The organism is Streptomyces sp. NPDC050997, from assembly GCF_040660135.1.
Classification (GTDB): Bacteria; Actinomycetota; Actinomycetes; order Streptomycetales; family Streptomycetaceae; genus Streptomyces.
In genome coordinates this window covers 64,745-90,294 of record NZ_JBFAGK010000004.1, presented here as the reverse complement: position 1 = coordinate 90,294, position 25,550 = coordinate 64,745, and the positions used below count along the sequence as shown (strand labels likewise).

Here is a 25,550-nt window from a genome sequence, read left to right as displayed (position 1 = left end):
AGCTGCCCGGCGTTCCTTGTCCGTCTCCCCGCGTGGGCCGGCCGCGCGAGGAGACGGACCGGGTCACAACCGCCGTAGCCGCACGAGGCCGAGCCAGGTCTCGGGACCGGGTCTGACCTGGGCCGCGCGGACCGCGTAGCTACCCGGCGTTCCTTGTCCATCTCCCCGCGTGGGCCGGCCGCGCGAGGAGACGGACCGGGTCACAGCCGCCGTAGCCGCACGAGGCCGAGCCAGGTCTCGGGACCGGGTCTGACCTGGGCCGCGCGGACCGCGTAGCTGCCCGGCTCCAGTACGACTCGCAGGCAGTCGGTACGAGCGGAGTCGTGGCCGGGCCAGGCCGCGTCGAACAGCACGACCGGTCCGGGCACCGTCCAGCGCACCTCGTCCTCCCAGGCCGCCGTGGCGAGGGCGGCCGGCACTTCGGCGAGCAGTTCGTCCTCGGAGTCCGCGGCGCCCCAGCGGACGAAGACGGCGTGGTCGGGCAGAAAGGCGGTCGAGGCCGGCTCGTCCCCGAGGACCAGCGCCGCGGAGTCGCCCACCGGGAGCAGTCCGACGAACCCGTCGACCTCGCACGCCCGGTCGTAGTCCGAGGCCGTCTCGTCTCCGTCGGCGCCCGCCCAGAACGGCAGGACCGTCTCCGGCACCGCTATGAGCGGGCCACCGCCCGACTCGACCCACTCCACCGCGCCCGGCTCCGCGTATCGCACCATGCGCCAGAACCTACACGGCCGCAAAGTTCGTCGAACCTCGACCTCAGCAACCGCAGTTCAGCGCGTCCACCGGAGCGGTCAGCGGATCGGCGGCACGGCGCTCACGGCCCTCCCAGGTCTCGACCTCGAAACCCTCGCGCGCCCAGTACTCGAAACCGCCGAGCATCTCCTTGACCTGGTAACCGAGTTCGGCGAGGGCGAGGGCGGCCCGGGTCGCGCCGTTGCAGCCGGGGCCCCAGCAGTACGTCACCACGGGCACGTTCCTGTCGAGCAGCCGCTCGGCCTGCTCGGGGACGAGCGCGGTGGGCAAGTGAATCGCACCCGGAATGTGGCCCTGGTCCCAGGACTCGGTGGAGCGGGAGTCCAGGACGACGAAGCCGGGGTCGTCGTCGGCCGCGAGCGCGGTCGCGACGTCCGACACGTCGGCGTGGAAGGCGAGGCTCGCGCGGAAGTGGGCGGCGGCCTCGGCCGGGGCGGCGGGGGCGACGCGCAGGACGGGGTTGGCAGAGGCGGTGCTGGTACTGGTACTGGTACTGGTGCGTGCGCTGGTACTGCTCATGGTCCGGCCTTTCCTGGCGGGGCTCGATGACCAGGAATCTACGGTCGCCGAGCCGGCCATTGAAGGAGCGATCCACGGCAGTTCTCTTGAGCGACCGGGGATTCCCCTGCTATCTCTCGGACATGACCGTCTATTCCCCGGACGCCACCGACTGGCGCATCCTCGACGTCCTCCAGCGGGAGGGCCGGGCCAGTTTCGCCGAACTCGCCCGTGCCGTGTCCATGTCCGCGAGCGCGGTCACCGAGCGGGTGCGGCGGCTGGAGGAGGCGGGTGTCATCCAGGGGTACGCGGCCGTGGTGGACCCGGAGCGGCTGGGCCTGCCGATCCTCGCGTTCGTGCGTCTTCGCTACCCGAACGGCAACTACAAGCCGTTCCACGATCTGGTGGACGCCACCCCCGAGATCCTGGAGGCGCACCATGTCACGGGCGACGACTGCTTCGTCATCAAGGTCGTGGCACGCTCCATGCGCCATCTCGAAGAGGTGTCGGGCAGGATCGGCGCGCTCGGCTCGGTGACGACGAGCGTCGTGTACTCGTCCCCGCTGCCGCGCCGCCCTCTGGGGCGATGAGCTCAGACGCCCCGCTGCCGCAGCGTCGACCCTGACCGTTCCTTCACGACCTCCAACTGCGCGTGGACGCGCCGCCGCAGATCGGGGACGTGGCTGACGATGCCGACGCTGCGGTCACGTTCGCGCAGTGAGTCAAGGACGTCGAGGACCTCGTCGAGGGTCTGGTCGTCGAGGCTGCCGAAGCCCTCGTCGATGAAGAGGGTGTCCAGCCGCACCCCGCCGGCCTCGTCGGTGACGACGTCCGCGAGGCCCAGGGCGAGGGCGAGCGAGGCGAAGAAGGTCTCCCCGCCGGACAGCGTGGCCGTGTCCCGCTCACGCCCGGTCCAGGAGTCGACGACGTGCAGCCCGAGCCCGCTGCGGCCGCGGCCCGTGCGGTCGTCGGAGTGGACCAGGGTGTAGCGGCCGGAGGACATGCGTTGCAGCCGTGCGGTCGCGGCGGCGGCCACCTGTTCCAGCCGGGCCGCCAGCACATACGACTCCAGGCGCATCCTGCGGTCGTTGTCCGCCGAGGTGCCCGCGGCGAGGCCGGCGAGGCGGGCCACGCGTTCGTACTCCTCACGCAGCGGGGCCAGTCGTCGCACGCCGGCGGCCGCGCGCGCGGAGAGCCGGTCCAGTTCGGCGCAGCGCCGGGCCGCCGCGTCGCGGCCGGAGGCGGCGTCCCGCAGCCGCCCGCCCGCGGTGGCCGCGGCCCGCTCCGCCGTGGTGAGGTCGGCGGGCGGGCGCAGGGCGGCGGCCGCGGTGTCTGCCTCGGCGAGGACGGCCCGTACCGCGGCCTCCTCCGACTGCCAGGCGTCCAGCCGTCGTTGGAGTTCACGGTGGGCCGTCCCGTCCAGCAGGGCGGCGGCCGCGTCCTGCGGAGTGTCGAAGCCGGACCGGAAGGCGGCGTCGGCGAGCCGGGCGTCGGCGTCCTTGAGCCGCTGGGCGGTGTCCTCGGCGACCCGCGCGCAGTCGGCGGCGTCCCCGAGCAGCGCGACCCGGCGCTCCAACTGCGCGGCCCGCGCGGCCACGCTCTCGGCGCCCCCGCGTGCCTGGGCCAACTCGCCGTCCAGGACGCTCTTCTCACGGTCCAGCCGCTCGCGACGGCCGACCCGGGCGGCGGCCCGCACGGCCGCCTGCTGCTGGGCGGCGGTCCGCTGTTCGTGCTCAGCCTCGGCCCGCCGCAACTCCTCGCGCGCGGGGTGCAGCGCAGAGGCCTCCCTGCATGCCTGGGCGTAGAGGCGCTCCAACTCACCTTCCTCTTCGGCGAGTTGATCTGTAGGTGTGTCGCCGGCCTCGGCGGTCGCGACGGCCAGTGCCTCCCGTACGACGCCCAGGCGCCGTTCCTTGTCCGTGTGCAGCTCCTCCGCCTGCTGGTAGGCGGTCAGCGCCCGCTCCTCCGCCTCCCGGTCCACGTGCCCGGCGTCCTTGCGTGCGGGGGCGGGGTGCTCGGTGGCACCGCAGACGGCACAGGGTTCGCCGTCCGAAAGCTGCGCGGCGAGTTCGGCGGCGATGCCGCTCAGGCGCTGTTCCTTGACGTCGAGCCAGTGCGCCTTGGCCGTCAGCGCCCGCTCCCGCGTGAGACGGGCCTGCTCGGCGGCCGTTTCCGCGTCTCCGGCCAGCTGGTCACGCGTCCGTGCGGCGCTGAGCCGCTTCTGTGCGGGCTCGCGCCGCACGGAGAGCTGTTCGGCCCGTGTCGCCGCCTCCTGCGCGGACTCGATACGGCTCCGCAGTCCGGTCCGGGTCGTCTCCCACCCGGCGAGCCAGGCCTGCGCGTCCTGCCGGACCTCTTCGTCGGCCCGCTCCTGCCGGTCCAGGTCGGCGCGTTCGGCGACGAGGTCGGCCAGCCGTCGCTCGGCGCGGCGAGCCGACTCCAGTCCGCCCAGTTCCTCCGCGGCCCGGCGGGCGGCGGCGGCGAGTCCGGCGGCACCGGCGTCGGCGAAAGCAGCGCGGGGCGAGAGCGGCGCGTCGGCATCGGCGTCGGCGCGGGTGCGGGTGCCATCCCTCCCGGCATCCATCTGTCCTTCGCCGAGGGCATCGCGCAGCAGGGCACGCGCGTGTGCCTCCGCCGCGGCGGCCCGACGGTGTTCGCTGTCGGTCGCCTCCCGCAGCTCCAGGGCCGGCGCGACCGCCTCCGCCTTGTGGGCCCGCTCCATCCGCGCCCGCGCCTCCTGGTACGCGTCGGCGCGCTCCTCCAGGCGCGTAGCCCTCTCCCGCGCCTCGCCGCACCGGCGCTGCAGTCGGGCCAGTTCGCGCACGTCGGCCAGGTCGCGCTCGGCCGCCGCCTGGGCGGACTCGGTGGCCGAGAGTCGGCAGTGCGCGATCGTCAGCTGCTCGCGGGCGGTGCTGCGGGCGACGGCCGCCGCGCTCAGCACGGCGTCGGCCAGACCCGGTTCACCGGGCGTCAGCTCGGGCAGCTCCATGACGCCGCCGGCCGCCTGCTGCATGCGGTGCGCGTCGGCCAGCAACGCGGCGTCCCCGTCGCGCACCTGGGCCTCGGCCGTCCGCCTGCGTTCGGCGAGCCGTTTCTCGACCTCGGCGAAGCGGTGGGTGTCGAAGAGCCGGCCGAGCAGCCTTCCGCGGGCCTCCGCGTCGGCACGCAGGAAACGCGCGAAGTCGCCCTGCGGCAGCAGCACCACCTGGCAGAACTGCTCTCGGCTCATACCGAGCAGTTGGGTGATCTCCTCGCCGATCTCCTGGTGGGAACGGCTGAGGTCCTTCCAGACGCCGGCCGTCGGGTCGTACGCGCGAAGCCAGCTCTGGGCCTTGTCGACGGTGGTGCCCGGACGGCCCTGCTTCTTCGGGCGTTCCCAGGGCGGCTGCCGGGTGACCTCCAACCGGCGTCCCGCGACGGTCAGTTCGAGGCTGATCTCCGTGCGCAGGCCCACCGCGGCATGGTCGCTGCGCAGAGCCATGCCCTGACCACTCTGGCGGGCCCCCGGCACCGAGCCGTACAGCGCGTAGCACACCGCGTCGAGGACGGAGGTCTTCCCGGCCCCCGTCGGTCCGTGCAGGAGGAAGAGTCCGGCCGCCGACAGCGCGTCGAAGTCGACGGTCTGGGCGCCGCCGAAGGGGCCGAACGCGGTGATCTCCAGTCGGTGCAGCCTCACCGCGCCACCTCGCGCACCGTCGCGTCCGCGCGGACCGTGTCGAACGCGTCCCGCAGCACCACCTGTTCGCGCGCGTCGGGTCCGGCGCCCCGCACATGGGCCACGAAGTCCTCCGCGATCTGCTGGTCGCTGCGCCCGGCCAGCCGTCTGGCGTACGACACGCCCGGGTCGTCCGGCGCCCGCTCGGGGTCGAAGACGAGGCTGAGGGTGTGCGGGAAGCGCTCGGTGAGCCGGGCCATGGGGTCGGCGGGCCGGACCGGGTCGGTGAGAGTCGCCTCGACCCACGACCCCTCGTGCCGGACGAGTCCCGGATCGGCGAGCAGGTCCTCCAGGGCGCCCCGGATACGGACCAGGGCGCGGGGCACCGGGCAGTCGACGCGTTCGGCGGTCACCGCGCCCTCGGCGTCCAGGTCGACGAGCCACATGCTCTTGCGGTGGTCGGACTCGGAGAAGGAGTACGGCAGCGGGGAGCCGGAGTAGCGCACGCGCTCGCTGATGGTCTGGCTGCCGTGCAGATGCCCGAGTGCCGCGTAGTCGACGCCCTCGAAGACGCCGGCGGGCACGGCGGCCACCCCTCCGACGGTGATGTCCCGCTCGCTGTCGCTGGCCTCGCCGCCGGTGACGAAGGCGTGCGCGAGGACGACGGAACGCGTGCCCCGCGCGCGGGTGGCGAGGTCGGCGCGGACGCGGTCCATGGCGGCGGCGAGCACCGCCTCGTGTCCGGCCCGGTCCACGGCGAACTCGTCCTTCACCAGGGCGGGTTCAAGATAGGGCAGGCCGTAGAAGGCCACGTCTCCGTGGGTGTCGGACAGCATCACCGGGACCCCGCACGCCGACGGCTCGGTACGCAGATGGATGCCCGCGCGGTCGATGAGTCCCGCACCCACCCCGAGACGGCGGGCCGAGTCGTGGTTGCCGGAGATCATGACCGTGGGCACGCCGAGGTCGGCGAGGCGGTGCAGGGCGTCGTCGAACAACTCGACCGCGGCGAGCGGCGGCACCGCCCGGTCGTACACGTCTCCCGACACGACGACCGCGTCAACGTCGTGTTCCCGCGCGGTGGTGACGAGGTGGCCGATGAACTCGGCCTGGGCGTCGAGCATGTTCACCCGGTGGAACGCCCGGCCCAGATGCCAGTCGGAAGTGTGCAGCAATTTCATGAAATCGCCCCACCCTGCACGTTTACCCCCACTGCGCCTCTGAAACCAGCACGAACCAGCACGGGGCTCGCCGTCAACGCTCGCCACGCTAACGCATGTCGCCCCCTGACCCACCGCTCACCTCGGACCACCCTGGTGAGGGAAAGTCCTATCGGTGCACCGGGCGGCCGACGGTCCACAGGCCACCGGGGGCGCGGACGAACGCGCGGTGGGCCGGCATGTCCCGCTTCAACTGCGCGGCGGAGACGGTGTGTCCGCGTCGGTTCCATTGACAGCGATCCGGCCGACATGGCACGTTCGCGGTCTGTCCCATCTGAGACAACGTTGTCAAGGAGGTCTGCCCGATGCGGCTTTCCGTCAGACGGATAACGGCCCGCGCAATGGCTGTGGGCGTCAGCCTGCTCATACCGGGCCTGCTGTTCGGGGGTGTACTTCCGCCCGTAGCGGCCGCCGCGGAGCCGGTCTCCGACCCCGCCGCACTGGTGAATCCCTTCATCGGCACCCAGAACTTCGGGAACACCTTCCCCGGGGCCGCCGCCCCGTTCGGCATGGTCCAGGTCAGCCCGGACACCGGCGGCCAGGGCGGATACGACTACCAGCAGGACAAAATCCACGGGTTCAGCCAGACCCACCTCTCCGGAGTCGGCTGCGGTGTCTCCGGAGAGCTGCCCATCATGCCGACCACCGGCGCGGTCGACAGCGTGAACCCGGACACGTACCGCTCCACGTTCACGCACGACGACGAGGAGCCACCCCCGGCTACTACCGGGTGGGTCTGTCGACGTACGACATCGATGCCGAGCTGACCGCCACGCAGCGCACCGGCTGGCAGCGGTACACCTTCCCGGCCACCGGCGCGGCGAATGTGCTGTTCAACACCGGCAAGGCCAACCAGAACGTGTTCGACTCCGAGGTGCACGTGGTCGGAGACCGCACGGTGGAGGGGCGGATGCGTGCCGGAGGGTTCTGTGCCGGGAAGGACAAGCACACCGTCTACTTCACCGCCACCTTCGACCGGCCCTTCAAGGATCACGGCACCTGGCGCGGTTCAACACCCAAGCCGGGCACGCGCGATGCCGAAGGGGAGGGCGGCAATGGTGCCTGGGTGACCTTCGACGCGACCGACGACCGGGACGCCGTCGTGAAGGTGGGGTTGTCGTACACCGGTATGGACGGTGCCCGGAAGAACCTCGCGGAGGAGACCGGGGACTCGTACGACTTCGACGCCACGCGCGCCGCGTTGCGCGCCACCTGGGAGAAGCAGCTCTCCTCGATCAAGATCGGCGGAGGGTCTCAGGACCGGCGGAAGGTGTTCTACTCCGCCCTCTACCACGCCCAGTTGCACCCGAACCTGGCCGGTGACGTGGACGGCCGCTACACGGGGTTCGACGGCGCGGTGCACACCGCCTCCGACTTCACGCCCTATCAGAACCTGTCGCTGTGGGACACCTACCGGCCGCAGAACCAGCTGCTGGAGATGGTGGAGCCACGCGTCGCCCGGGACGTCGCGCTGTCGGTCCTCGCGATCGGCAAGGACGGCGGGTGGCTGCCCCGGTGGGCCCTCGCCAACAGCGAGACCAACATCATGACCGGCGACCCCGTGACACCGTTCCTCGTCGAGGCATGGTCGAAGGGCCTGCTGGCCGGGCACGAGGACGAGGCCTACGCGCTGTTGAAGAAGAACGCGACCAGTACCCCGCCCGCCGACTCCCCGTACAACGGCCGTTCCGCCGTGGACCCATACAGCACGCGCGGCTACATCCCCTCCGGCCTGGAGCTGAACAAGGACTGCGCGGACAAGGGCGGCGACAACGACTGCACCCACCCGGCTTCGGCGACCCTGGAGTACGCGGCGGCGGACGCGTCACTTGCCCTGATGGCCAGGGGGCTCGGGCACGGCTCCGACGCACGGACCTTCGCGGCCCGCGGCCAGTGGTACCGCAATCTGTGGGACTCCACGATCGGCCAGTTCAGGCCCCGCACGACCGCGGGTACGTGGATGACACCGTATGACCCGGTCGAAGCGGGCCACCAGTTCCACGAGGGCGGCGCGTACCAGTACCAGTGGCTTGTGCCGCAGGACCCCGCCGGTCTCGTCGGGCTGATGGGCGGCCGGAAGGCCACGGAGAAGCGGCTCGACTCCTTCTTCGCCTACGACAAGCTGCTCACCGACCCGGCGGGCACGGCGCGCGAGGACTGGATCTCTCAGCCGTACGACTACTACGGCAAGCCGACCTACAACCCGAACAACGAGCCTGATCTCCACGCGCCTTACATGTACCTGTGGGCGGGCGCGCCGGCGAAGACGGCGACCGTGGTGCGCGCCGCGATGACGCTGTTCACCAACGGGCCCGACGGCATGACCGGCAACGACGACCTGGGCACCATGTCGGCCTGGTACGTGTTCTCCTCACTCGGCCTCTACCCGACGATGAGCGGCGGCGACTTCCTGGCGCTGTCCAGCCCGCAGTTCGAGTCGGCGGCCATCACGATCGGCCGGTACGGGAAGCGGCAGGGCGGCACACTGACGATCGACGCGCCGGGGGCGAGCGACACCAACCGGTACGTACAGCGTGCGTCGTTCGACGGCCGGGACGTACGACGCACATGGCTGGACTGGGACAAGGTCTCGCACGGCGGCACCCTGGTCCACCGGCTCGGTGCGACGCCGTCGGGCTGGGGTACCGGTGCGGGTGCCCAGCCGCCGTCGGTCAACCAGGCGGACGCCGACGGCCGACGGCACCTGGACGCGTCCCTGCGGAGCTCCTCCGACGTCGTCCCCGTCGGCGACACGGATCAGACCGCCCACCTGACCCTGGACGTCCTCGGCCAGGCCCCTGGTGAGCTGCGGACGTCGTTGGCGGCCGAGGCGCCCACCGGCTGGCAGGTGACGACAACTCCGCGCTCACCGCTGCGGATCCGGTCCCTGCACCTGCCCGTCCAGAAGACGGTGTCCGTGGAGGTGACCGTGCCCCCCGGCACCGCCACCGGGTCCTACCCGGTGCGCTTCACGGTCGAGGCGAAGGGAGCGGGCCGCGTCACCCGGGACGCCACCGTCGAGGTGCGCCCGGCCGCGGAGTGTGCGACAGCCACGGACAAGCAGTGCGCAGTGGACCTGAGCAGGGACATGACGCACGACGGGACGGCCACCACGGACAACCCCGGCCAGGGTGACTTCGACGGATCCGGCTGGAGTTACGACGCCGGCCTGCTTCCGGCCGCCGGCCCTGTCACCTGGGACGGCGTGAAGTACGAGGCACCGGATCCGACCGGGACCGCCACGAACTTCGTCGAGGCGCGCGGCCAGACGCTGCTCGTGCCCGCCCGCAGCCACGGCACCCTGCGCCTGGTGGCGGCATCGCACAACGGGCCGGTGACGACCGGGCTGACCGTCCGATACGCCGACGGCAGCGGCGCCGAGCTCCCGCTCAAGGTCGGTGACTGGGCCGGGTCGACCCCCGACGGCAGCACCGTCGTCCTCGACATGCCCCACCGGATCAAGGCCGGCCAAGGCGTCGACGGGCCGCCGGTACGGCTGTTCGGCAGTTCCATCAAGCTGGACGACGCCAAGGTGATGCGCTCGTTGACGCTGCCGGACGATCCGCGGGTCGAGGTGTACGCGATCACGCTGTCGTAGGCGACTTGCGGAGGCAGCCGTCGGAGCCGTCCCCAACACCCACAGCTCCCGGCCGGTGATCGCCACCGTCCGGATGCGACGCGGCAAGGCGGCCGGCTCCGAGACGCCCCGACAAGTCCCGCACCGGCCGCGCCCGCAAGGGCCCAAGCGGCTCGGAGCCGCCGTGCACGGCGCCATGGCCGCGGGTCGATGTAGACGCGGGTGCACTCCGGATTGCCGCACTCCTTGAGCAGCGGCACGTCGGGGCCGCCGAGAAGTTCGACGGCGAGCCTCGCCACGGTCGACAGCCCCTCCTCGGGGGTCGCCGCCGTCCACCGGCCCGCGGCGCTGAGCTGCGGCGTCGCGGAGGGCTCGCGGGCCGCGCCGTTGAGCACGGCCCGCGCAGGGCATCGGCCACAACGTGCCGGCCCGACGCCGTGATCGAGGCGGACGACTGCGCGACCGCTAAGGCCTGCGGCCGCGCACCGTCACGCGTCCCCGTACGCCTCTCCCCCCAGTTCGAACCCGGCGCTCCCGGCGGTGGCATCGGCCAGCCAGGCCCGGAAGGCGGCCACGTCGGCGTCCGGCAGCCCGATCTCGATCGTGACCGCCTCGCCGTAGCGCACGTCCCGCACCTCGCGCCCGGTGGACCGCAGGTCGTTCTGCACCTTGCCCGCCCGCTGGTGGTCGACCGTCACCGTGGCGAGACGGAACCGGCGGCGGGTGATCGTGCCGAGGGTGTCGAGCGCTTCGCCGACCGCTCCGCCGTACGCCCTGATGAGGCCGCCCGCACCGAGCTTGACGCCGCCGTAGTAGCGGGTGACGACGGCGACGACGTACCGCATGTCGCGGCGCAGCAGCATCTGGAGCATGGGGACGCCGGCGGTGCCGCCGGGTTCGCCGTCGTCGCTCGCCCGCTGGATCCCCGCGTCGGCGCCGATGACGTACGCGAAGCAGTTGTGCGTGGCGTCCGCGTGTTCCTTGCGCAGGCCCGCGACGAAGTCCTGGGCCTCCTGCTCGGTGGCCGCCGGGGCGAGGGCGCACAGAAAGCGGGAGCGGTTGACCTCGGTCTCGTGCACACCCGCGCGGGCGACGGTGCGGTACTCGTCCTGCATCGGGCCAGCCTAGGCGCACCCTCACCCGGCCCCGTCGGCGCGGTGCCGGGCAGCTAGGGGGTGGTGCCCCGGGCCACGATCACGTTCGTCAGCAGGGCCGTCCCCGGGGCGAGGTCGCGCCAGTCCGTGCCGCGCCAGGCCAGCACGGCGATCGCCGAGGTCGGGAACTTCACGCCGACCTGGTCCAGCGTGTCGTCGAGGCCGTCCCCGGCGAGCTCGAGGACCAGCTCCTCCAGTCCGGGGTTGTGCCCGACCAGCAGCAGCGTGTCGACCTCGACGGGCACGGCCCGCACGGCGTCCAGCAGTTCGGGTACGTCGGCCGCGTACACCCCGTCGTCGAACCGCACCGGCGGCGGTGTGTCCCACTGCGCGGAGGCCAGTTCCCAGGTCTGGCGGGCCCGTACGGCGGTGGAGCACAGGGCGAGGTCGGGCAGCCGGCCGGCCTCGGCGAGCGCACGGCCGGCGGCCGGGGCGTCCCGGCGGCCACGCGGCGCAAGGGGGCGTGCGTGGTCGGGTACGCCTTCGGGCCAGGCGGACTTGGCGTGCCGCAGCACGACCAGGTGGCGCAGCGGGCCCGCGCCCGCCCGGGCGGTCATGCCGGGGCTCCCAGGTCGCGGGTGAGTTCGAGGCCGAGCAGCCGGTCGGCGTAGGCATACGTCTCGAAGCGGGCGCCCTCCGCCAGCTCGGAGGTCTCCACCCGGCGCAGGACCTGGAGCACACCGGGCACGTCCAGGTCGTTCTCCCAGGCGGCACGCAGCTCTCCGCGCACGTCCTCCGGGATGGCCCGCGACGGCTGCCGTGCCCAGTCGGCGACCGCGCGCCGCCACCGTACGAGCGTGCCCCGGGCCTCCTCCAGGGCGTCCGCGTCGAGCCGTACGGGCGCGGTTCGGCTCAGGGAGAGCAGCGCCAGACGGACGACGGTCGGGTCGGTGCCCTCGGGAATCCCGGTGGCCGCCGGGTCGGCGGGGGCGACGCTGACCCGGACGCCGCGTGGGAGGAGCGCGGGGTCGGGGTCCGTCCCGGTACCCGCCGCGTCCTGGGCGTCCGTCCCGCCCACCACGCTGAGCACCTGCGCCTCGCCCAGACCGGTGCCGGACGCCCGGTTGTCCTCGAAGGGCCGGATGCCCAGGGCCGCGGCGCCCGTTCTCAGTTCCGGATGCTCCCCTCGGCCGCTCAGCAGCGCCCAGACCGGTGTGCCGCCCAGTTCCAGGGCGCGGACGAGGACGTCGGCGACCAGCAGCACACGCAGGGCGGTCGTGTCGTGGCCCACCGCGTGGGCCTCGACCCGGGTCAGACCGCGGCGGGCGGGGGCGGCGTCGACGGGCTCGCCGGTCCGGGCGTCAATGATGCGCAGCACGGGCTGAGCGTAGGCGCGCGGACCGGACCGCGCCACCGCGTAACCGAACAGACGTTCAAACCGGCGCCGGTCGGACCGGGCCCGGCGAGCCGTCCCGGCGGCGGGGAATCACGCGGAACCGTGCGCTGTTGCCCCCTATGCCGCCCCTTCCGCGAGCCCCGAGGAGACCCACCGTGTACGGCGACGAGGCAACGGTCCGCAAGATCCTCACCGAGCTCGGTGACACCTGGGCCGTGGTGGGCCTGTCGTCGAACCGGCGGCGCGCCGCGTACGGCGTGGCCGAGGTGCTGCAGCGCTACGGCAAACGTGTCGTGCCGGTCCACCCGAAGGCCGAGACCGTGCACGGCGAGCAGGGGTACGCCTCCCTCGCGGACATCCCCTTCGACGTGGACGTCGTCGACGTGTTCGTGAACAGCGACCTCGCCGGAGCGGTCGCCGACGAGGCGGTGGCGAAGGGTGCCGGCGCGGTGTGGTTCCAGCTCGGCGTCGTCGACGAGGCCGCGTTCGACCGCACCCGGGAGGCCGGCCTGGCGATGGTCATGGACCGCTGCCCCGCCATCGAGATTCCCCGCCTGGGCTGACTCCCCGCCCCCCGCGGGCCGCCGACATAATGTTCGGGTGACTTCACCCACCCCCCACCCCAACACCGGCGGACAGCAACGCTTTCCGGTCGTCGTCGTGGGCGCCGGTCCCGCCGGTCTCACCATCGGCAACATCCTGCGGGCCGCGTCCGTCGACTGTCTCGTCATCGAGACCGAGACACGCGAGTTCATCGAGCAGCGGCCCCGGGCCGGCGTGCTGGAGGAGCGGGTGGTGCGCGGCCTTGAGCAACGCGGCCTAGCCGACACCCTGCTGGAACGGGCGCGGCTGCACACCGAGTGCGAGTTCCGGTTCGCGGGAGAGCGATTCCGCCTCTCCTACACCGAATTGACGGAACATCACCACTACTTCTATCCGCAGCCGTTGCTGGTGACCGACCTGGTGCGCGAGTACGCGGACGTGCGGGGCGGGGCGATCCGGTTCGGCGTGCGGGACGTGCGGGTGCACGACCTGGACACGGACCAGCCGTCGGTGTCGTACGTCGACGCGGAGACAGGGCAACGCGAGGAGGTCCGGTGCGACTTCGTCGCGGGCTGCGACGGGGCCCGCGGCGTGACGCGGGCCGCTCTGCCCGACACCGCGCGGATCTCCCGGCACGACTACGGCACGGGCTGGCTCGCGCTGCTGGCCGAGGCACCGCCGTCCGACGACTGTGTCGTGTTCGGCATCCATCCGAACGGTTTCGCCGGGCACATGGCCCGCAGCCCCGAGGTGACGCGCTACTACCTGGAGTGCCCGCCGGGCGACGACCCGGAGAACTGGTCCCACGACCGCGTCTGGTCCGAGCTCCAGCAGCGCCTCGCGGCGACGGGCACCGGGCCGTTGACCGAGGGGCGGCTGATCGAGAAGCGTGTCCTCGACATGCACAGCTACGTCGTGGAACCCATGGTGTTCTGCCGGCTCTTCCTCGCCGGGGACGCCGCCCACCTGACCGCGCCGATCGCCGCGAAGGGCATGAACCTCGCCCTGCACGACGCCTTCCTGCTCGGCGACGCGCTCGTCGCGTACCTCACGAAGGACGAGGAGACCGGCCTGGACGGCTATTCGGAGGCGTGTCTGCGACGGGTGTGGGACTACCAGGAGTTCTCGCAGTGGCTGTCCGAGGTGTACCACGGCACCTCGTCGGGCGACGCGTACCGCGCGGGCACCACCTTCGCCCGGCTCCGGCGCCTGTTCACCTCCCCCGCCGCCGCGGCGGCCTTCGCCGAGCAGTACCTCGGCACGGCCCCCGCCTGCTGATCCCGCTCCCGCGTGTGGGTCAGTCGTGCGGCGGACGGTCGCCGATCCGGTGGTCGGCCACGTTCAGCGCCTCGTCCAGAAGGCGGCGCAGATGGCCGTCGCGCAGTGCGTAGACCACCCGGCGCCCCTCCTTGCGGGTGTGGACCAGGCCGGCCAGCCGCAGCCGGGCCAGATGCTGGCTGACGGCGGGCCGCGCGGCACCGCACGCCTCGGTGAGCGTCGTGACATCGGCCTCGCCCGCCGTCAGGGCGTGCAGCAGCGTGAGCCGGGTGCGGTCGCCGAGCAGGGCCAGCAGCTCGGCGGCCAGCGCGAACTGCTCCTCGCCGGGGGTGCGCGGGTGCGCATGATGCGCAGGTGATAGGTGCATGCGTGCGCTCATACGCACATAATGGCGTGGTGGGCGTCATGCGTCCACTCCCTCGCACCGGAAGGGGAGCCACGTGAGCGACCTGCACGACCACGGACACCAGCACGGGCACGACCACGGACACGAACACGGACATGCGCACGACCAGCCGCCCGGGCACGGCCACCCGCACCCGCACGACCACGCCCCCTCCCGTTCCTCCCGCCTCCGCCTGGCCCACCTGCTCGCCCCCCACTCCCACGAGACCGCCGACAAGCTGGACTCCGCACTGGAGTCCTCGGCCCGCGGTATGCGCGCCCTGTGGGTCTCCCTGTGGGTGCTCGGTGCGACAGCCCTGGCGCAGGCGGTCGTGGTGGCCGTCTCCGGGTCGGTGGCGCTGCTCGGCGACACGGTGCACAACGCCGCGGACGCGTTGACCGCCGTACCGCTCGGCATCGCCTTCGTGCTGGGCCGGCGGGCGGCGACGCGGCGCTTCACGTACGGCTACGGCCGGGCCGAGGACCTGGCGGGCATCGCGATCGTGCTGACGATCGCCGCGTCCGCGGCCTTCGCCGGCTGGGCGGCGATCGACCGGCTGCTCGACCCGCGCCCGGTCACGCACGTCCCGGCGGTCGCGGTGGCCGCGCTGGTCGGCTTCGCGGGCAACGAGTGGGTGGCCCGCTACCGGATCCGGGTCGGCCGTTCCATCGGCTCGGCCGCCCTGGTCGCGGACGGACTGCACGCCCGCACGGACGGATTCACGTCCCTGGCCGTGCTGTTGGGGGCGGGTGGATCCGCCCTCGGCTGGCAACTGGCCGACCCGATCGTGGGGTTGGCGATCACCGCCGCGATCGCCCTGGTCCTGCGGGACGCGGCGCGCGAGGTGTTCCGGCGCGTACTGGACGCCGTCGACCCGGCCCTGGTGGACCGGGCCGAGCGGTCCGTACGGGAGGTCGAAGGGGTGCGCGGGGTGGGCGAGTTGCGGCTGCGGTGGATCGGGCACCGGCTGCGCGCCGAGGTGGCTGTCGTCGTGGACGGCGAGACGACGGTACGTCAGGCGCACGCCGTCGCCGTCGAGGCGGAGCACGCCCTGCTGCACGCGGTGCCACGGCTCACGGCAGCGCTGGTGCACGCCGATCCGGCGCCCGTGCCGGGTGAGACGGATCCGCATCTGCCCCTGGCCCACCACGCCACGGCCTGACCTCCGAGGTCAGACGACCCCCAGCCCCTCCAGCACCTCCGCGCCCGGCAGTTGGGCGAACGCCTTCCCCGGGACGAGCAGCTTGCCGCGCCGGCGTCCGCTGCCGACCAGGACGTACGGCAGGTCGACGACGGCCGAGTCGACCAACAGCGGCCAGCCGTCCGGCAGTCCGATCGGGGTGATGCCTCCGTACTCCATGCCGGTCTCCCCCGTCGCCGTGTCCATCGAGGCGAACGAGGCCTTGCGGGCGCCGAGTCGGCGGCGGACGACACCGTTGACGTCGACCCGGGTGGTGGACAGCGCGACACACGCGGCGAGGGTGCTCTCGCCGCCGCGCTTGCCCGCGACGACCACGCAGTTCGCCGACTGCTCCAGCAGCTCGCGGCCGTATCGCTCCACGAAGACGGCGGTGTCGGCCCACCGGGGGTCGGTGTCGACGTAGACGATCTGGTCGGCGGGGACGCTGCCGCTCCAGTGGCGTACCGCCTCGGCGACCGGACGAATCAGCTCGTCGAGGGCGTCCGGGGCGGGCGTGGCGTGGTCGAAGTGTCCGATGGGTGCGTCCATGACCGCACGCTAACAGGGCTGCCCGGGCCCGCTCAGCGCACCGGCGGGACCGAGACGGCCATGACCATCTCCATCGGGGCGTCGCCCTGGTTGCCGTAGGTGTGGGGGGTGTCGGCCTCGAAGGTGGCGCTCGCGCCCGCCGGGACGCGGTGGTCCACGCCGTCGACGCTCAGCGTCAGCTCGCCCGCCGTGACATGGACCAGTTCGACGGTGCCGGCGGGGTGCGGGTCCGACGTGCTGCTCTCCCCCGGCATCAGCCGCCAGTCCCACATCTCCAGCGGGCCGGGAGCCTCGGTCCCCGCGAGCAACCGGTTGTAGCTGCCGGCGTCGGTGGACCAGAGCCGAACCGCCCGGTCGGCGGGGACCACCCGGACCTTGGGGCCCTGCTCGTAGTCGAGCAGGGTGGTGATGCTGACGCCGAGCGCGTCACCGATCTTCACGACCGTGCCGAGGCTGGGGTTGGTACGGGCCTGCTCGATCTGGATGAGCATGCCGCGGCTGACTCCGGCCCGGGCGGCGAGCACGTCCAGAGTGAATCCGCGCACCGAGCGCCAGTGCTTGACGGTGCGCGCCAGGGACTGGGTCAGCAGGTCGAGGTCCGACACATTCCGTCCAATATTTTGAATAACAGGGTTTATTTTACTGAACTAGGGTGGTGCACCCGATCGTTCACCGAACTGTACTGCGAGGTGGCCCGTGACAGCTCGCGTTGATCACGGAGGGGTCGACGACGGTCACCGGCCTGTTTCTCGTGCGCCCTGGCCAGGGGGTGCCGTTCGGATCACCCCGAGTCCGCGACCCCTAGGGCCTGTCGTTTGGATCACGCCGCAGACGCGGGGTGTGGCACGCACATCTGCCGCGTTGTCGTCGGTTGCCGATGCTCCGCATCGACGCCCTCCTCCGCCTTGCAGCTGCACGCACCACACCCCGCTCAGGTCGGCCAGGAAGCACCGCTGCTTTCCTGCAGCCTGATCCAAACGACAGGCCCTAGGCCTCCGCGTCCAGCTCCGCGAGCCTGGCCACGTCCGCCTCGTCCAGTTCGGCGAGCGCCAGCAGCTGTTCCGGAGTGACGCCCGCGGGGATCGGCACCGGGGGCGGTGTCCGCAGCGGCGGCTGCCAGCCGTCGGCGGGAGTCCAGCGCCGTACGACCCGCGCCGGAGCGCCCGCCACCACGGCGTGGTCGGGCACCACACCGCGCACGACGGCACCGGCCGCCACGACGACGTTCCGTCCGATCCGTGCGCCCGGCAGGATCACCGCACCGGTCCCGATCCAGCAGCCGGTCCCGATCTCGACCGACTCCATCCGCGGCCACTGCTTGCCGATGGGCTCGTGGGGATCGTCGTACGAGTGATTGGTGGACGTGACGTAGACGTACGGCCCGAAGTAGCAGTCGCTGCCGATGGTGACCGTCGTGTCCGCGATGACATGGCTGCCCCGGCCGAGGACCACCCCGTCCCCTATGCGCAGGATCGGGTCCGGGCCGAGGTCGAGGTCGGGCATCAGACCGGCGGTGAGGGTGACCTGCTCGCCGACGATGCAGTGGGCGCCCAGCTTGATCCAGGGTTCGCCGAAGACCGTGCCGAGGGGGAAGGCGAGCCGGGTGCCCGTGCCGAGGGCGCCGAAGCGGAAGCGGCCCGGACGCTCGGCGGTGACGGAGCCGGTGCGCTGCACCCAGGCCCAGCCCGCGTGCAGGGCTCGCTGCACGGCGCGACGCCGCCATGATGAGAACGTGTTCTTGCGCTTCGGCACCCGCTCACCGTACTCAGCGTGACGTGCACCCAAGGCTCCGAAGGCCTGTGATCTTCACCCCACCGGGTGGGCTACGGTGCCCAGATGGCGACGACGAGGAGAGGGCTATGGCGCACAAGGCGTTGATCACGGGCATCGGCGGCAGGGAACCGAAGATCCACGAGGAGTCGTTCGTGGCCCCCACGGCCTCGGTGATCGGGGACGTGACACTGGAGGCGGGCGCGAGCGTCTGGTACGGCGCGGTGGTGCGCGGCGATGTCGAGCGGATCTCCGTCGGAGCGCGGAGCAACATCCAGGACAACTGCACGCTGCACGCCGACCCCGGTTTCCCCGTGACCATCGGCGAGCGGGTCTCGGTCGGTCACAACGCCGTGGTCCACGGAGCGACGGTCGGGGACGACTGTCTGATCGGGATGGGCGCGACCGTGCTCAACGGCGCGGTGATCGGGGCGGGTTCACTGGTCGCCGCGCAGGCGTTGGTGCCGCAGGGGATGGACGTACCGCCGGGTTCACTGGTGGCCGGCGTCCCGGCGAAGGTGCGGCGTGAGCTGTCGGAGGAGGAGCGCCAGGGAGTCACCCTGAACGGAACGCTCTACGCGGACCTGGCGAAGGCGCACCGGGAAGCCCACGAGTAGGTCGGCCCGACCAAGGGGCGCGGATTCTTCGGCCGTTTCGTCGCCCTGTTGTGTCGCTACGCGACCGTGCCGCATGGGCACGGTCGGCCGGCGGCGGCCCGCACCCGAGATCACTCGGCGGCGGACACCGTCTCCACCTCGGCGTCCCGCGGAGCGACCTGCGCCTTCTTGGCCTTGCGCTTCAGCACCAGCATCGACGTGAGCCCCACCAGCACCGCCGCCACCAGGCCCAGCCACGAGAACCGCTTCAGCCACGACTCCGCGACGATCCCGACGTAGTAGATGACGGCGGTCGTGCCGCCCGCCCACAGGATGCCGCCGAACACGTTGGCGATCAGGAACTTCCAGTACGGCATCCGCAGCACGCCCGCCAGCGGTCCCGCGAAGATCCGCAGCAGGGCGACGAAACGGCCGAAGAAGACGGCCCACATGCCCCACTTCTCGAAGGACCGCTCGGCCGTGGCGATGTGCCCCTCGCTGAAGTGCTTGGGGAACTTCCCGCCGAGCCAGGCCAGCAATGGACGCCCGCCCTTGCGGCCGATGGCGTAGCCGATGGAGTCGCCGATGATCGCGCCGAGGCTGGCGCAGGCGCCGAGGATCACCGGGTCGATGCCGGCGTGCTGCGAGGACATCAGCGCGGCGGACACCAGGATGATCTCGCCGGGCAGCGGGATGCCCAGGCTCTCCAGGCCGATGACCAGTCCCACGAGGGCGTAGACGGCTGCCGCGGGCACAGTGTCGAGCCAGTCCTGGACGTGCAACGCCGGTTCCTCCCGAATCGCGTCCTGCTTCCCCCGGCGTGCGCCTTCGCGCATTCCCGGCGTACGCCCTTGCCGGACGCACGCCAGGAAGCCTACCGGGTCACCGGGAACCCCCGGTTCCCTGCCAGTCGCACGGCAGCCCCGTACCAGCCACCCGCGCGCACCATCACCTCTGTACGGGGCGAGGATCAGTGGAGAACGGACGCGAGGCCGGCGGTGACCGGGCCGGCGGCCGACGCCGTGTCACCCACGACGCCGGCCACGACGTGACCCACGCGCGTGCCCGCCCCCTCGGCCGGAGCCGCCGGCGCGGGCTCGTCGCAGCAGCCGACCTGGGCGGCCCGGGTCTGGTAGTGCCCCGTCGGAGCCCCCGGCCCGACGTCGGCCGGCGGAGACGGATCGCGGTGGGGTGCCGCGGGGGGCCCGGGCTGCACGGGCTGCCCGGGGGCCCCACGCAGGGAGTTCTCGCCGGCTGACGCCGGGGCCGACTTCGAGGCGTGCGGCGACGCGGGCGGCGGCGCGGGCGGACCGCCGCCCTGAGCATCGCTGCCCGGCAGACCCTGACCCCGCGTGGTCCCGGTGCCGCCGCTCCCGGCTTCCAGCACCCACCGCTGCCCGGCGGATCCGTTCCGGTCGGCGACGACCACGGTCCGGTCCCGTCCCGGGGCGACGAGCAGCCCGTCGCCCCGGCGCAGCAGCAGTTCGCCGCGCACGGTGAGGTCGTAGCGCACCTCGCCGGCGTGCACCACGCAGTCGGCCAGGACGACGGTGTCGTGGTCGGCGTCGGCATCGAGGCAGCGGGTCGGGGCGACGACGGAGCGCAGCAACCCGTCGTCCTGGTACGACCACAACTGTGAGCCGGCCGACGAGCACTCCACGAGGACGGTCTCGATGCCGTCGTCGGTGCGGCCGCCGCGCAGGTCGAGACAGAGGCCGGCGTCCGTGTTGCGGAGCCTGCCGCGCCCCACCTCGACGGAGTCTCCGACGTGGGCGGCGGAGGGCGATCCGGTGTTCGACGAGCCGTCCGAGAGCCCCGGCGAGACGGAGTTGCCGCTCACCATTCCCCAGGTGGTGTCGGGCCGCGGGGCGCCGCCGCCGTCGGACCAACTCCGGGTGACGAGTACGGTCGCGAGCAGCGCCAGGGACATGACACCCACGCCCACGAGCACCGCCTTGGGGTGCCTGCGGGCCGGGGCGAACGGACCGGTCGACGCCGGACGGTGCCGGCCGCCGGTCCTCGCTCGTGCGGTCGGGCGCACGGGTCGCGCCTCCTGGGCGTCGGCACGGCCGGGCCGCGAGTCGAGATAGCGGCGGGCACCCCAGCCCAGCACGGTCTCGGCGAGCAGCATTTCCAGGCCGCCCTCGAAATGGCTGAGCTGTTCGGCGGCTTGACGGCAGTAGCGGCAGGCCGCCAGATGCCGTTGCACATCGGGCAGCAGATCTCCGCCGCGACGAATCGGGATGTCGAGGAGACGGTTGTAGAAGCGGCATTCGCGGGTGGGCGCGAGTTCCCGGTGCGCCCGTACGCAGCCCGTGCGGAATTCCTCACGGGCCTGCTCCAGCGCGGTCGTCGCCCGGGCCGCGTCCACCCCGAGCAGAGCGCCCGGAACGGATATGGGCTCGGCCTCCACCTCGGTGTGCCACAGCAGGCATTGGGAGGCTCCCGGAAGAGCCCGGAATGCGCGCTCGGCGAGCTGTCGCCTTTCGGGGGTTGCCGACCTCGCCGCGCGTAGACCACGAGCTCCGGTCGTTTTGCGGAGTTCCGGCAGCACGGCGGAAATGGTGTCGTCCGCGGCCCACTCCCTCACGGTGTCCCGTACGGCCGCGAGGAGTTGCGGCCGTACGGCACCGGCGCCCGCCCGTCCCAGTACCCGGTGGAACGCGGCGGCGGTCGCCGTGGACGCCGAATCAGCCGAGGAGGCCAGGCAGATGGCCGCGTAGTCGTGGGCCGCCCGCCAGTGCCGGGCCATCAGCAGCGCGACGGCGCGGGTGTCCGGGGTGGCCCCGCCCAGCCTGGCGAGGAGTTCACGGTCGGACTCCCCGGGGCTCGCTCCGGGCCGGGGCGGATAAGGGGGACGGGGTGGGTGTGGGGATTGCACTGAACCATTTCCTTCCAAGCCGCAGGACGGCATGGCGAATGCGCGTCCGCGGGAAAGCAGGTGCCTGATTGGTGCATACCTATGCCGCAACGGATGCGGATCGGTCGGGTCGGCCGGTCGGCCGCTCGGTCAGGTCGGATACCGAACGGTCGGACTGCAGGGCCGCTCACTTTCGCACAATTGACGCACGGGAAACAAGAAGTTCGAGTGACCCATGTTCGAAACGCGGTAATTTCAGAAAAGTTACCGGCGGTATCAGCACCCGTATTCGAATGGCACCGGAACGGCCCGCCAAGTTGTGTGCGCCGCACGCCCGTTGGCACACGAAATCTCCAACTTCCGGGACCGGCCCACAGCGGACTCAGAGCGTTCTCCCGGGGGACTCTCATCCGCGTACGCCACCCTGTGCCCCATGATCGTCCCCCACACGACTTCCACCCCCGCCTCCGCCCGCACGGTCCGCACGGTCCGCAAGGCGGTCGTCCCGGCCGCCGGTCTCGGCACCCGCTTTCTCCCCGCGACGAAGGCGACGCCGAAGGAGATGTTGCCGGTCGTCGACAAGCCGGCCATCCAGTACGTCGTCGAGGAGGCCGCCGCGGCCGGGCTCGACGACGTGCTGATGGTCACCGGTCGGCACAAGCGGGCCATCGAGGACCACTTCGACCACGCCTTCGAACTGGAGCAGGCACTCGCCGCCAAGGGCGACGCGGTACGCCTGGACGCGGTGCGCGACCCGGCACGCCTGGCCAACATCCACCACATCCGGCAGGGCGAGCCCCTGGGCCTGGGCCACGCGGTGCTCTGCGCCCGCCGCCATGTCGGCGACCAGCCGTTCGCGGTCCTGCTCGGCGACGACCTGATCGACCCGCGCGAGACCCTGCTCGACCGGATGCTCGACGTCCGCGACCAGTACGCCGGAAGCGTGGTCGCCCTCATGGAGGTACCCCGCGAGCAGATCCACCTCTACGGCTGCGCGGCCGTGGAACCGACCGGCGAGGACGATGTCGTCCGGGTGACCGGCCTGGTCGAGAAGCCCTCGCCGCAGGACGCGCCGAGCGCGTACGCGGTGATCGGCCGCTATGTCCTCGACCCCGCCGTCTTCGACACCCTGGAGCGCACCCCGCCCGGCCGCGGCGGCGAGATCCAGCTGACCGACGCCCTTCAGGAACTCGCCACGGGCGGCACGGTGCACGGAGTGGTCTTCGACGGACTGCGCTACGACACCGGCGACAAGGCGGACTACCTGCGCACGGTGGTCAGGCTGGCCTGCGACCGCCCGGATCTCGGTCCCGAATTCACGGCCTGGCTCAAGGAGTTCGTCGCGAGCCTGGAGAGCGGCGGGACCGCCGACGGCCGCCGGTTCGCGGCCTGACGCGGCGACGAAACGGCCGGACGGCGCGACGAGAACCCCGGTCGGTCAGGCACCGACCGGGGCTGCGTACGTTTGACTGACTGATGGCTGCGTACGTGTGACCGCCTGGGTGGCGACGCACGTGTGACCGCCTGCGTGGCCGCGTACGTTCGGGTGCCGCTCAGCCGTTGGGCCGCAGCGTCCAGATCACCGTCATCTCCCCCGTCACGGCTCCGTCCTCCCGCTGGATGGCGACGGTCACCGGGAACTCCGGCCGCTTGCCCTCGTCGAGCTCGGCGACGACCTCGGCGGCGGGACGCCCGAGCGTCGCGGTGGCCGTGACCGGCCCCAGGGCGATCTTCTTGAACGCGATTTCGGCGGTCACCGGAAGCGGCACGGCCCGAGAGAGCTGGTCCCCGAAGGCCGCCATCACGATCGCCCCGCTGGCCGACTCCCCCAGCGTGAACATCGCGCCGGCATGCGGCCCGCCCACGTGATTGCGGTACTCACTCTGGTCCGGAAGGGCCAGCACGGCCTTCTCCGGAGTGGTCTCCAGATACTCCAGGTTCAGGGTCCGGACCATCGGCACGGTGGCGGCGAGCATCTCGCCGATCGACATCTGATCTGCGCTCATACCGGCATGTTACCCATGAGTAGCCAGCGGTGACCAGGGCTGCCGGGTGATCGCCGTATTCTCGCGGCCCTTGGGGGGCTGCGAACCCACGGACGAGCGCTGATTTGCTACGTCCCTGACAAGGGGTAGTGACCGAATCGTTTCGCGGGCGGCACTAGGGTGGCTGCCCATGTGGCCAGGACAGCAGCCGCCCGGGGGCGAGCAGAACCCGCAGCAGCAGAACAACCCGTACCAGCAGCCGGGGTACCAGCAGCCGAATCCGTACCAGCAGCCCGGATTCCAGCAGCCCAACCCCTATCCGCAACAACCGCAGTGGGGTGCTCCGGCACCGGTGGGCTCCCCCGAGCCGCCGTCCGGTGGTGGCGGGAATCGGACCAAGGTGGTCGCGATCGTGGCGGCCCTCGCGGTGGTCGTGGCGGCCGGCGTGACCGGTTTCCTGGTGCTGGGCGGGGACAAGGACGACGAGGCGGACGGCGGCAAGGACGCCAAGCCGTCGACGAGCAAGTCCACGGAGCCGAGCGCGTCCACCTCCCCGTCCGAGGACGACCCGCGCGGCGGTGACGCCGAGAAGGCGACCGTGGCGGGCTGGAAGATCGTCGTCAATCCCAAGTGGGGCACGGCGTTCGACGTGCCGGCGGACTGGGAGGTGCGGTCCCCGACCTCGGCGGTCGCCTTCGAGGACGAGAAGTCCGACGACGTCAAGCCGATCATCACGATGTCGGCGCCCGCGATCCTCAAGTCCAACTGGTGCGAGTCCGACGACGACAAGGACGGCCGGACCGACACCATGTCCCTGGCCGCGACGGGCACCAAGGGTGCCAACGGCGCCAAGGACACCGACGAGATCGCGCTGAACAACCCGGCCTGGTGGGTCTACGGCGGGTACACCCAGCCGGACAAGAAGAGCATCACCGTCGCGAAGAAAGCCACGCCCTACACGACCGCGTCGGGCATCAAGGGCAGCTACTCCTGGGCCTCGTCGACCAACACACCGGCGACGGGCAAGTGCGTCACCGACGGCAAGGCGATCTCCTTCGGCTTCAAGAACTCGGCCGACGACTTCGTGTCGTGGAACTTCTACGGCGCCAAGGGCGTCAAGGAAGAGGTTTCCAAGGAGACCATCATGAAGATCCTCAGCACGGTACGGCTGCACGGGGATCCCACGGGCTGAGCCCCCGGCACGACGCGAACGCCCGCCCTGGGGTCACCCGATACCGAACGTTCCGTCAGGGGGTTCGGGTGACGGTACGGCGTCCTCGTCCCGCACCGGTCGGGCCCCGCCGATGAACTCCCGCAGCCCGGGCCCGTGTTCGACCCGCGCCGGGAAGGCGTCGGCGGCGGTGCGCCGGGCCAGGGCGGCCGTGTCCACGGGGTGGTGCGACGCGACGAGCACCGCGTTGCCGAAGCGTCGCCCGCGCAGCACACCGGGTTCGGCGATGAGCGCGAGCTCGGCGAACACGGTGCCGAGCGTGGCCAGTTGGGACCGGAGAAACGCGAAGGGCGCCGCGTCGGGAAGGTTCGCCAGGTAGACGCCGGCGTCGCGCAGTACCCGTACGGCCTCCCGGGCGTAGGCGACCGACGTCAGATGCGCGGGAACCCGTGACCCGCCGAAGACGTCGGCGACCAGGACGTCGGCGGAGTCGTCCGGCGCGGCTTCGAGCCAGGCCCGAGCGTCCGCCGGGTGCACCGTCACATCCGCGCCCTCCGGCAGTGGCAGATGCTCGGCGACCAGCTCCAGCAGCCCCCGGTCGGCCTCCACGACGTCCTGGCGCGACCCGGGCCGCGTCGCGGCGACATACCGGGGCAGGGTGAGCCCACCCCCACCGAGATGCAGCACATCGAGCGGCCGCCCCGACTCCGCCACGACGTCCAGCACATGCCCGAGCCGGCGCGTGTACTCGAACTCCAGATGCTCCGGGGCGTCCAGATCGACGTACGACTGTGGCGCCCCGTCGACGGTCAACAGCCAAGCCCGCTCCCGATCGATGTCGGGCATGAGCTTGGCGGCGCCGTGATCGACGGCACGGAAGACGGGGACGGATTCGTTCACGAGATCCATTGTGCCGGTGGAACCTCGCTGCCACGCCCGCACGGACGCGCCCCAAGGGGCCGGGGACCGGGTCCATTTGCGCTCCGCCGCTTGGGCGCGACCAGCCACAACGGTCCCGCGGCCCCCCACCCACATGAGCCACC

The 25,550-nt window shown here is 72.2% G+C and carries 22 protein-coding genes and 2 pseudogenes; 8 read left to right on the top strand and 16 right to left on the bottom strand.

Features of this window, described 5'->3' with window-relative positions; all coding sequences use genetic code 11:
• Positions 1-200: 200 nt before the first annotated feature.
• Positions 201-710, bottom strand: coding sequence for an immunity 21 family protein (locus tag AB0H86_RS10370; RefSeq protein WP_362435519.1), 510 nt, complete (start codon positions 708-710; stop codon positions 201-203).
• A 43-nt stretch (positions 711-753) separates the two neighbouring features.
• Positions 754-1,269: a rhodanese-like domain-containing protein gene (locus tag AB0H86_RS10365; RefSeq protein WP_362435516.1), complete on the bottom strand. Its 516-nt coding sequence runs from the start codon at positions 1,267-1,269 to the stop codon at positions 754-756.
• Positions 1,270-1,391: 122 nt separating this feature from the next.
• Between AB0H86_RS10365 and AB0H86_RS10360 the strand changes: the two genes are divergently transcribed.
• On the top strand, positions 1,392-1,838 hold the full coding sequence (locus AB0H86_RS10360) for an Lrp/AsnC family transcriptional regulator (protein ID WP_362435513.1): 447 nt from the start codon (positions 1,392-1,394) through the stop codon (positions 1,836-1,838).
• Positions 1,839-1,840: 2 nt separating this feature from the next.
• Here the strand turns inward: AB0H86_RS10360 and AB0H86_RS10355 are convergent, their stop codons facing one another.
• Positions 1,841-4,924 (bottom strand): SMC family ATPase, encoded by a 3,084-nt coding sequence (locus AB0H86_RS10355; RefSeq protein ID WP_362435511.1) that lies wholly within the window; start codon positions 4,922-4,924, stop codon positions 1,841-1,843.
• On the bottom strand, positions 4,921-6,084 hold the full coding sequence (locus AB0H86_RS10350) for an exonuclease SbcCD subunit D (protein ID WP_362435508.1): 1,164 nt from the start codon (positions 6,082-6,084) through the stop codon (positions 4,921-4,923). Before AB0H86_RS10350 ends, AB0H86_RS10355 begins: the two co-directional genes overlap by 4 nt.
• Positions 6,085-6,428: 344 nt before the next feature.
• Here AB0H86_RS10350 and AB0H86_RS10345 point away from each other — a divergent pair.
• Positions 6,429-9,721: pseudogene (locus tag AB0H86_RS10345) on the top strand (GH92 family glycosyl hydrolase).
• 185 nt (positions 9,722-9,906) lie between these two features.
• On the opposite strand, the pseudogene AB0H86_RS10340 reads toward AB0H86_RS10345, so the two are convergent.
• The 4 genes and pseudogenes from AB0H86_RS10340 to AB0H86_RS10325 all read right to left on the bottom strand — a co-directional run.
• Positions 9,907-10,104 (bottom strand): annotated as a pseudogene (locus AB0H86_RS10340) (ABATE domain-containing protein); the annotation flags it as partial.
• An 84-nt stretch (positions 10,105-10,188) separates the two neighbouring features.
• On the bottom strand, positions 10,189-10,815 hold the full coding sequence (locus tag AB0H86_RS10335; RefSeq protein ID WP_362435505.1) for a YigZ family protein: 627 nt from the start codon (positions 10,813-10,815) through the stop codon (positions 10,189-10,191).
• A 53-nt stretch (positions 10,816-10,868) separates the two neighbouring features.
• On the bottom strand, positions 10,869-11,411 hold the full coding sequence (locus AB0H86_RS10330; protein ID WP_362435502.1) for a histidine phosphatase family protein: 543 nt from the start codon (positions 11,409-11,411) through the stop codon (positions 10,869-10,871).
• Positions 11,408-12,172, bottom strand: a complete 765-nt coding sequence (locus AB0H86_RS10325) for a hypothetical protein (protein ID WP_362435499.1) — start codon at positions 12,170-12,172, stop codon at positions 11,408-11,410. The genes AB0H86_RS10330 and AB0H86_RS10325 overlap by 4 nt, the downstream gene beginning before the upstream one ends.
• 173 nt (positions 12,173-12,345) lie before the next feature.
• Here AB0H86_RS10325 and AB0H86_RS10320 point away from each other — a divergent pair, with 173 nt between their 5' ends.
• Together AB0H86_RS10320 and AB0H86_RS10315 are read left to right on the top strand one after the other, a co-directional pair.
• A complete protein-coding gene (locus AB0H86_RS10320; protein ID WP_362435496.1) occupies positions 12,346-12,753 on the top strand; it encodes a CoA-binding protein in 408 nt (135 codons plus the stop codon).
• Between the two features lie 37 nt (positions 12,754-12,790).
• A complete protein-coding gene (locus tag AB0H86_RS10315; RefSeq protein ID WP_362435493.1) occupies positions 12,791-14,011 on the top strand; it encodes a 4-hydroxybenzoate 3-monooxygenase in 1,221 nt (406 codons plus the stop codon).
• A gap of 19 nt (positions 14,012-14,030) precedes the next feature.
• On the opposite strand, the gene AB0H86_RS10310 is transcribed toward AB0H86_RS10315, so the two are convergent.
• Positions 14,031-14,390 (bottom strand): metalloregulator ArsR/SmtB family transcription factor, encoded by a 360-nt coding sequence (locus AB0H86_RS10310; RefSeq protein ID WP_362435490.1) that lies wholly within the window; start codon positions 14,388-14,390, stop codon positions 14,031-14,033.
• Positions 14,391-14,451: 61 nt separating this feature from the next.
• Here AB0H86_RS10310 and AB0H86_RS10305 point away from each other — a divergent pair, with 61 nt between their 5' ends.
• Positions 14,452-15,558 carry a cation diffusion facilitator family transporter gene (locus AB0H86_RS10305; protein WP_362435488.1) on the top strand — a complete coding sequence of 369 codons (1,107 nt, stop codon included), beginning with the start codon at positions 14,452-14,454 and terminating at the stop codon, positions 15,556-15,558.
• A gap of 9 nt (positions 15,559-15,567) precedes the next feature.
• On the opposite strand, the gene AB0H86_RS10300 is transcribed toward AB0H86_RS10305, so the two are convergent.
• The 3 genes from AB0H86_RS10300 to AB0H86_RS10290 form a co-directional block, all read right to left on the bottom strand.
• The gene (locus AB0H86_RS10300; protein WP_362435485.1) at positions 15,568-16,125 is read right to left on the bottom strand and encodes a YbaK/EbsC family protein; all 558 of its coding nucleotides are present in this window, start codon (positions 16,123-16,125) and stop codon (positions 15,568-15,570) included.
• Between the two features lie 32 nt (positions 16,126-16,157).
• A complete protein-coding gene (locus tag AB0H86_RS10295) occupies positions 16,158-16,730 on the bottom strand; it encodes an XRE family transcriptional regulator (protein ID WP_362435483.1) in 573 nt (190 codons plus the stop codon).
• Between the two features lie 382 nt (positions 16,731-17,112).
• Positions 17,113-17,877: an acyltransferase gene (locus AB0H86_RS10290; RefSeq protein WP_362435480.1), complete on the bottom strand. Its 765-nt coding sequence runs from the start codon at positions 17,875-17,877 to the stop codon at positions 17,113-17,115.
• Positions 17,878-17,984: 107 nt separating this feature from the next.
• Here AB0H86_RS10290 and AB0H86_RS10285 point away from each other — a divergent pair, with 107 nt between their 5' ends.
• Entirely contained in the window at positions 17,985-18,512 is a 528-nt protein-coding gene (locus tag AB0H86_RS10285) for a gamma carbonic anhydrase family protein (RefSeq protein WP_362435478.1), read from the top strand.
• 110 nt (positions 18,513-18,622) lie between these two features.
• On the opposite strand, the gene AB0H86_RS10280 is transcribed toward AB0H86_RS10285, so the two are convergent.
• Positions 18,623-19,273, bottom strand: a complete 651-nt coding sequence (locus AB0H86_RS10280) for a DedA family protein (protein WP_362436450.1) — start codon at positions 19,271-19,273, stop codon at positions 18,623-18,625.
• Positions 19,274-19,461: 188 nt separating this feature from the next.
• Entirely contained in the window at positions 19,462-21,372 is a 1,911-nt protein-coding gene (locus tag AB0H86_RS10275; protein WP_362435476.1) for an RICIN domain-containing protein, read from the bottom strand.
• 412 nt (positions 21,373-21,784) lie between these two features.
• On the opposite strand from AB0H86_RS10275, the gene galU reads away from it, so the two are divergent.
• Positions 21,785-22,744, top strand: coding sequence for a UTP--glucose-1-phosphate uridylyltransferase GalU (gene galU / locus AB0H86_RS10270; protein WP_362435474.1), 960 nt, complete (start codon positions 21,785-21,787; stop codon positions 22,742-22,744).
• 160 nt (positions 22,745-22,904) lie between these two features.
• On the opposite strand, the gene AB0H86_RS10265 is transcribed toward galU, so the two are convergent.
• Positions 22,905-23,342, bottom strand: coding sequence for a DUF4442 domain-containing protein (locus AB0H86_RS10265; RefSeq protein ID WP_362436449.1), 438 nt, complete (start codon positions 23,340-23,342; stop codon positions 22,905-22,907).
• A 184-nt stretch (positions 23,343-23,526) separates the two neighbouring features.
• Between AB0H86_RS10265 and AB0H86_RS10260 the strand changes: the two genes are divergently transcribed.
• Positions 23,527-24,528, top strand: a complete 1,002-nt coding sequence (locus AB0H86_RS10260; RefSeq protein WP_362435472.1) for a hypothetical protein — start codon at positions 23,527-23,529, stop codon at positions 24,526-24,528.
• 33 nt (positions 24,529-24,561) lie between these two features.
• On the opposite strand, the gene AB0H86_RS10255 is transcribed toward AB0H86_RS10260, so the two are convergent.
• Entirely contained in the window at positions 24,562-25,407 is an 846-nt protein-coding gene (locus tag AB0H86_RS10255; RefSeq protein ID WP_362435470.1) for a fused MFS/spermidine synthase, read from the bottom strand.
• Between the last annotated feature and the right edge of the window lie 143 nt (positions 25,408-25,550).

Coding starts and splice junctions, on each gene's coding strand:
- AB0H86_RS10370 (WP_362435519.1), bottom strand. CDS start 710: ATGGTGCGATACGCGGAGCCGGGCGCGGTGGAGTGGGTCGAGTCGGGC.
- AB0H86_RS10365 (WP_362435516.1), bottom strand. CDS start 1,269: ATGAGCAGTACCAGCGCACGCACCAGTACCAGTACCAGTACCAGCACC.
- AB0H86_RS10360 (WP_362435513.1), top strand. CDS start 1,392: ATGACCGTCTATTCCCCGGACGCCACCGACTGGCGCATCCTCGACGTC.
- AB0H86_RS10350 (WP_362435508.1), bottom strand. CDS start 6,084: ATGAAATTGCTGCACACTTCCGACTGGCATCTGGGCCGGGCGTTCCAC.
- AB0H86_RS10335 (WP_362435505.1), bottom strand. CDS start 10,815: ATGCAGGACGAGTACCGCACCGTCGCCCGCGCGGGTGTGCACGAGACC.
- AB0H86_RS10330 (WP_362435502.1), bottom strand. CDS start 11,411: ATGACCGCCCGGGCGGGCGCGGGCCCGCTGCGCCACCTGGTCGTGCTG.
- AB0H86_RS10310 (WP_362435490.1), bottom strand. CDS start 14,390: ATGAGCGCACGCATGCACCTATCACCTGCGCATCATGCGCACCCGCGC.
- AB0H86_RS10300 (WP_362435485.1), bottom strand. CDS start 16,125: ATGGACGCACCCATCGGACACTTCGACCACGCCACGCCCGCCCCGGAC.
- AB0H86_RS10285 (WP_362435478.1), top strand. CDS start 17,985: ATGGCGCACAAGGCGTTGATCACGGGCATCGGCGGCAGGGAACCGAAG.
- galU (WP_362435474.1), top strand. CDS start 21,785: ATGATCGTCCCCCACACGACTTCCACCCCCGCCTCCGCCCGCACGGTC.
- AB0H86_RS10265 (WP_362436449.1), bottom strand. CDS start 23,342: ATGTCGATCGGCGAGATGCTCGCCGCCACCGTGCCGATGGTCCGGACC.
- AB0H86_RS10260 (WP_362435472.1), top strand. CDS start 23,527: ATGTGGCCAGGACAGCAGCCGCCCGGGGGCGAGCAGAACCCGCAGCAG.